The sequence below is a fragment of the Hymenobacter psychrophilus genome, assembly GCF_900107135.1.
Classification (GTDB): Bacteria; Bacteroidota; Bacteroidia; order Cytophagales; family Hymenobacteraceae; genus Hymenobacter; species Hymenobacter psychrophilus.
Genome location: NZ_FNOV01000032.1, coordinates 1 through 5,280, shown reverse-complemented (window position 1 = coordinate 5,280; position 5,280 = coordinate 1). Strand labels below are relative to the sequence as shown.

Sequence of the window (5,280 nt, the reverse complement as noted above, 5' to 3'; positions counted from 1 at the left end):
CGCGCTTCCACTTTCTGGACGAAACGGGCCTGCGCCTTGACTAGTGCCGCCAGTATGGCCGGGGCGCCGGCAGGCCGTGCGTGGGCCTGGCGGCGCCGCTGAGCCGGGGCCGTAGCCTGACGTTGATCGGGGCGTTATAGGTGCGGGGCCTGGGGGCGGTGCAGCTGCTGGAGGGCAGCCTGAATTATGTCAATTTCGCTTGGTACGTGACCGAGTGTCTGGTGCCGACGCTGCAGCCGGGCGATGTGCTGGTGCTGGACAATTTATCGGTGCACAAACTGCCGGGCGTGGTCGATTGGTTGGCCGAGCGGGGCGTGCAGGTGGCGGTTCTGCCGCCGTACTCCCCCAATTTTAGCCCGGTCGAGCAGGCCTGGAGCAAGTTCAAAACCAAGCTGCGTGCTACCCAGGCACGCACCCGTCAGGCGCTGGAGCAGGTGCTGGAGCAGGCCCTGCAGCTGGATTACCAGCCAGGACGCGTTGGGCTGGTTCAACCATTGGGGCGCTACCACACGCAAGAGGCGCAGTGAAATGAGCGGGGTAAATCGTTCGCGAAACTGCTATATGCCTGAATACTAACCATAACGATATTGCCAATCTGGAATCAGGCGAGATGGTTGGCGAAATGTCTTTTCTAGAATCTCGTCCCCCTTCAGTATCAGTAATTGTCACAAAACCTTCTACCGTTTTCCAGATCTCCCGTGATAAGATCAATTCCCGGCTTTTAAAGAACGCCGAGTTCAAAGCGAACTTCTATCACGCCCTGGCTCTGTTCCTATCAAACCGATTGAGAGAAACGACCGATCAGTTTAGATTTGGAAATATAGAAGAAGATGATTTGTTGGAAACTGCCGTTTGGGATGGAGTAGCTCAAGCAGGCTCGCGGTTCGTGCAGATCATACATCTAGAACAGGAGTTTGCTGAACTCTGTAAAACAAGCCCAACTGCGTCTGGCCGGTCCCTTCCTCAATGCGGACCAAGCCTTCGATCTCAAAAGCTTGCGTCAGAACTACGCCAAGCGCGCATTAGCGATTTGTAGTACTCCCCAAAGTTTGGACAGTTTGTGGTGACTATCTTAGTCAATGCCATGAACCCAAAACGCACCCGTCGCCGCTTCACTGCCGAGTTCAAGGCAGAAGTGGCCTTAGCCGCCCTGACGGAGCGGCAGCCGCTAGCCGAACTGGCTGCCCGCTACCAGCTGTCGGTGCCCCAAATTAGTCGTTGGAAACTCCACCTGCGCCAACAGGCGGCGCAGGTGTTCACCGACGCGGTGACTACCTGCGCCGGCCTCGCCCGACGTCAAGCCTTTGTATGCCGCCATCGGCCGGCTGGAGATGGAAAACCAGCTACTAAAAAAACGCTGCCCACATGGTAGTGGCCCAGCAACGTGCCCTGGTGCAGGCCAGTGACGAGGGCACGGTTCAGGCCCGCTGCCAGGCCCTGGGGCTGGCCCGTAGCAGCTACTACTACCAGCCCCGGGGCGAAACGGATCTGAACTTGACGCTCATGCGCCTGCTCGACGAGGAGTTTACGCGCCACAATTTCAAAGGCGTACTGGGCCTGCTTGGGCCACCTGCGCCTGCTGGGTCACCAGATCAACGAGAAGCGGGTGCGCCGGCTCGTGCGCCTCATGGGCCAGGAGCCGGTCTACCCCAAACCGCGCCTGAGTGTGCCCGGACAAGGCGTGACGCGCTATCCGTATCTGTTGCGCGAACGGGCACTGAGCGCCCCCAACGAGGTGTGGAGCACGAATATCACCTATATTCCCATGGCCAAAGGAATCCTGTACTTGGTGGCCGTTTTGGACTGGCACTCGCGCTACGTGCTCAGCTGGGAGTTGAGCAACACGCTCGACGTGGGCTTTTGTCTGAGCGCGCTGGACGCGGCCCTGGCCCTCCAGCCGGCTCCCTACATCTTCAATTCCGACCAAGGCAGCCAGTTTACCAGTCAACTCTTCGAGCAGGCCTTGCTGGCGGCGGGCTGCCAGATCAGCCGCGACCGACGCGGCCAGGCCACCGATAACGCCTTCATCGAGCGGCTCTGGCGCTCGGTCAAATGGGAGTGTGTCTACCTCAACCCGGCCACCGATGGCGGCCAGCTGTACGAGCAGCTCCGGGCCTACTTCGGCTACTACAATCACCAGCTGCCCTACCAAGGCCTGAAGGGCAAAACTCCCGCGCAAATCTTTGCGCAAACCCCTACCTTCAGCCCCCAGCCCATTTGCTTAACAAACCCCTCCTAAACTGTCCAGTTTTTGGGGAGTAGTACACTCCACGCAAACGGTGCGCAACGCACTAGCAAACCGATAATGATACCCTATTGAATACTGCACTCTACTCGCCGTCAATTCTTCACTGAGCAAATGAACGCTTAGCTCAACAGCTGCAAGAGGCTGCTCGTGCGCTACGAAACCTGTCTGGAAACCTAGCTCGCTTTCCATTGGCTGGCCTTTGACGTGCTACTGTTGTGTAAAATTGTCCATTCGCCGCCTGTTTAAATACCCTCATAAAATAATTGCCACCAGGAAATTAGTAATTTTGATAGAGGCTTAGGAATCAGATCGAGCTTATAGAGGGTGCTGACGAAGCTCTTTGAGTAAGACCTTATACATGTTTTCGTAGCGATGGTTGAAGCGAAATTCACATCCTTTCAAATGCAACAGAAATGTGTGTTTGGGTATACCCGCGAATTGGTGAAGTCGGCCTTTGGCGAAGCTCTAAAACGACTCGATGCCGTTGATGTGGACCGCATCTTGCACGTACTCATCTTGGCTGTGAAGCACGCGATAGTGGCGGTCAAAACACACACCAACCAAGCCGTCGTAGCCTCGCCAACCATCCGTGTTGACCATTGCCACGAGGTCAATTTTGCCCCGAATAATGCCTGGCAGCGTAGCTTTGAAACAATCGGGTACTATCTCGGTGTACACGCGCCCTGCCCGCTGGAACGGGCCAAGGACAATGGTTCTGCTGCTCGCCCCCCGACCGCGCTTGCCCAGTACACGACGCGGCCCGAAGTAGGACTCGTCCAGTTCCAGGGCACCGCCCAACTCGGCGGGTATAGGGCAGAGTTGGTTCAGCCGCTGGCGCAAACTCAGGTAGATATCGTTGACCGAACGTATGCCCAAGCCCGTGAGGCGGACCGTATCCGAGGCCATCAAATCCAGGGCAAACAGGCGCAGCAGATAACGAAATTTACGGGTCGGGATTTTGCTGCACCCGTAGTGGTGATTAGTGGGCTGCATAACAGTAAGTTATGTCCCTTTTCCTGATTTCTTCTTCCTAAGCCTCTTTTGATATATATAATGAGATACTGTAGATATATCATGCTTTTCGCTATGACTGTGTATGCAGCCGACGTATACAGCCAGTCAAGGATTAAAGCTGACTTGGTCCAGATAGCATATGGGGCATTCAGCAAAAATCCGAATATTATACGAAGCTCTTACGTGGTGCAGAACGTCGCATCTGACTTGCAGATTCAACGAAGCGTATTTGATTTGAATTCGTTTTCAGAATTGCTTCTTCGTAGCGATCAGTACAGTTTGTTGGAGGCTGATCCCAGGAGATCTGTCATGGATAATATTCATCTGAAAACCAATGTGCTGAATTTCTCCACAGGAGTAAGAAAGAAAATTCGTACTGGGCAGATAGCTGAATTTGGCATAAATTACGGCTTTACGAATAACAACTATCCATTTAACAGCTTCAATCAGCCAGTAAATAGCTACTTGGGTAATAATGCAAGTACGCTCAACTTGTCACTGATTCAACCTTTGGCAAGGGGGCGGGGAAGGAACATTGCCACTGCACTTGAACGGTCATACGTACTATATGTAGAAAACGCCAAGAGCAATAATGAGTACATCAACTCGTATGAGCTGTGGCAAATAGGAACTGCCTACTGGAATTACTACACGGCTTTCAAGAGTCTCGACATCTACAAGCAGAGCGAAGCCAGAATTCGGACCGTTCTGTCCGTAACAAAGGATTTGGTCGAAGGCGATAAGAAGCCAGCGGGCGACTTAATACAGATAAAGGCAGACTTGGCCAGCCAGGAAAGACTAACTATTGCTGCTGAACAAGAGCTGTACGCAGCAAAGATTCAGTTAGGAAAAGTAGCTGGTCTGAGTAGCGAAGAGAGTCTGCTATTAGATATTCCTGAGAATGAATATCCCACTGTCGCTCGGTCACTATACAAAAAGGTTATAGATCAAGCGGATTTCATCAGAATAGCCAAAGAAGAAAGAGCCGATCTACGAGCAGCTAGGCAGAGTAATGAAGCCCTAAGGCAACAGTATCAGCTAGCCGAAAACAACATAAAGCCCCAACTGGATTTAACCGGATTTTTCTCCTACGGCAGCGTAAGTACCGGAAACGGTGCAACCGACGTGCTCTCTTCGTTCTCTAATAATCTGGGCAAAACCATCGGAACCGGTGCCAAGCTGACGTTCACATTTCCAGTTAATAATAACCTGGCAAAAGGAAACCTCACAAAAAGCTATGTGACGTTGAATGACCAGGGCGTGATCCTCAACAATATTGAACGAACTATCGCGCTGGAAGTAAGCAACGATTTGAACTACCTGAATAACAGTGTTTCCAACTTGGAAAAGGCGGAAGAAATCACGAACTATAACCAGGAGGTATACAACAACGAGCAACTCAAGTTTAAATCGGGTCTGACTACGCTTTTGAGCCTAATCCTATTCCAGGAGCGTCTTACAACGGCGCAGCTAAGGCACCTACAGGCTTACCAGCAGTTTGCTACAGCTATAATTAATCTTAGGCACGATACAGGAACGTTGATCGACGGTGATAATAAAGGATTCATCATCGATCAGAATGCTTTTTACACGATCCCAGAAACACTCGATACTAAACGCTAAAATTATGCCAGCAAGTTTTCTAAGAAAGTCAGCATTAGAAAAGCTGTCAACACCGGAAAAGTTAGATCAATTGATCCAAGTTACCAGCCCTAAGGCATGGATCGCGCTCCTGGTTGTCTTCGTAGCGCTTGGTACGGGTGTAGGCTGGGCAGTCTTTGGTCGGGTGAGTACAAAACTCAATGTAACAGGAGTTGTGCTGGGCGGAGAAGTCCACGAGGTGGTAGCCACATCCCAGGGGCAACTTATGAAACTACATGCTTCTATCAGCGACAAAATAGAAAAGGGAACCATCATTGCGACAGTGCAACAACCGGAGCTTCTCCAGAAGATCGAAGATGCCAAAGCTATTATAGCAGAGCAGAAGCTTGAAATGAATAAACTCGTATCCTATGGTA

5 protein-coding genes and 2 pseudogenes are annotated in these 5,280 nt (G+C 51.9%); 6 read left to right on the top strand and 1 reads right to left on the bottom strand.

Going from position 1 to position 5,280, the window contains the following annotated elements; genetic code table 11:
• Positions 1 to 140 precede the first annotated feature (140 nt).
• From BLW21_RS20765 to BLW21_RS20755, 4 genes are all read left to right on the top strand, one after another.
• Positions 141 to 527, top strand: a complete 387-nt coding sequence (locus tag BLW21_RS20765; RefSeq protein ID WP_092744005.1) for a transposase — start codon at positions 141 to 143, stop codon at positions 525 to 527.
• Between the two features lie 14 nt (positions 528 to 541).
• Positions 542 to 1,036, top strand: coding sequence for a cyclic nucleotide-binding domain-containing protein (locus tag BLW21_RS22190; protein WP_394331668.1), 495 nt, complete (start codon positions 542 to 544; stop codon positions 1,034 to 1,036).
• Between the two features lie 48 nt (positions 1,037 to 1,084).
• Positions 1,085 to 1,372 carry a transposase gene (locus tag BLW21_RS20760; protein WP_092744003.1) on the top strand — a complete coding sequence of 96 codons (288 nt, stop codon included), beginning with the start codon at positions 1,085 to 1,087 and terminating at the stop codon, positions 1,370 to 1,372.
• 189 nt (positions 1,373 to 1,561) lie between these two features.
• Positions 1,562 to 2,239 (top strand): IS3 family transposase, encoded by a 678-nt coding sequence (locus BLW21_RS20755; protein WP_092744001.1) that lies wholly within the window; start codon positions 1,562 to 1,564, stop codon positions 2,237 to 2,239.
• A gap of 324 nt (positions 2,240 to 2,563) precedes the next feature.
• Here BLW21_RS20755 and BLW21_RS20750 read toward each other — a convergent pair.
• Positions 2,564 to 3,241: pseudogene (locus BLW21_RS20750) on the bottom strand (IS1595 family transposase).
• Positions 3,242 to 3,571: 330 nt separating this feature from the next.
• On the opposite strand from BLW21_RS20750, the gene BLW21_RS20745 reads away from it, so the two are divergent.
• Complete coding sequence (locus tag BLW21_RS20745; RefSeq protein WP_175471081.1) at positions 3,572 to 4,885, top strand: TolC family protein; 1,314 nt, start codon at positions 3,572 to 3,574, stop codon at positions 4,883 to 4,885.
• A 4-nt stretch (positions 4,886 to 4,889) separates the two neighbouring features.
• Positions 4,890 to 5,280 (top strand): annotated as a pseudogene (locus BLW21_RS20740) (NHLP bacteriocin system secretion protein); the annotation flags it as partial.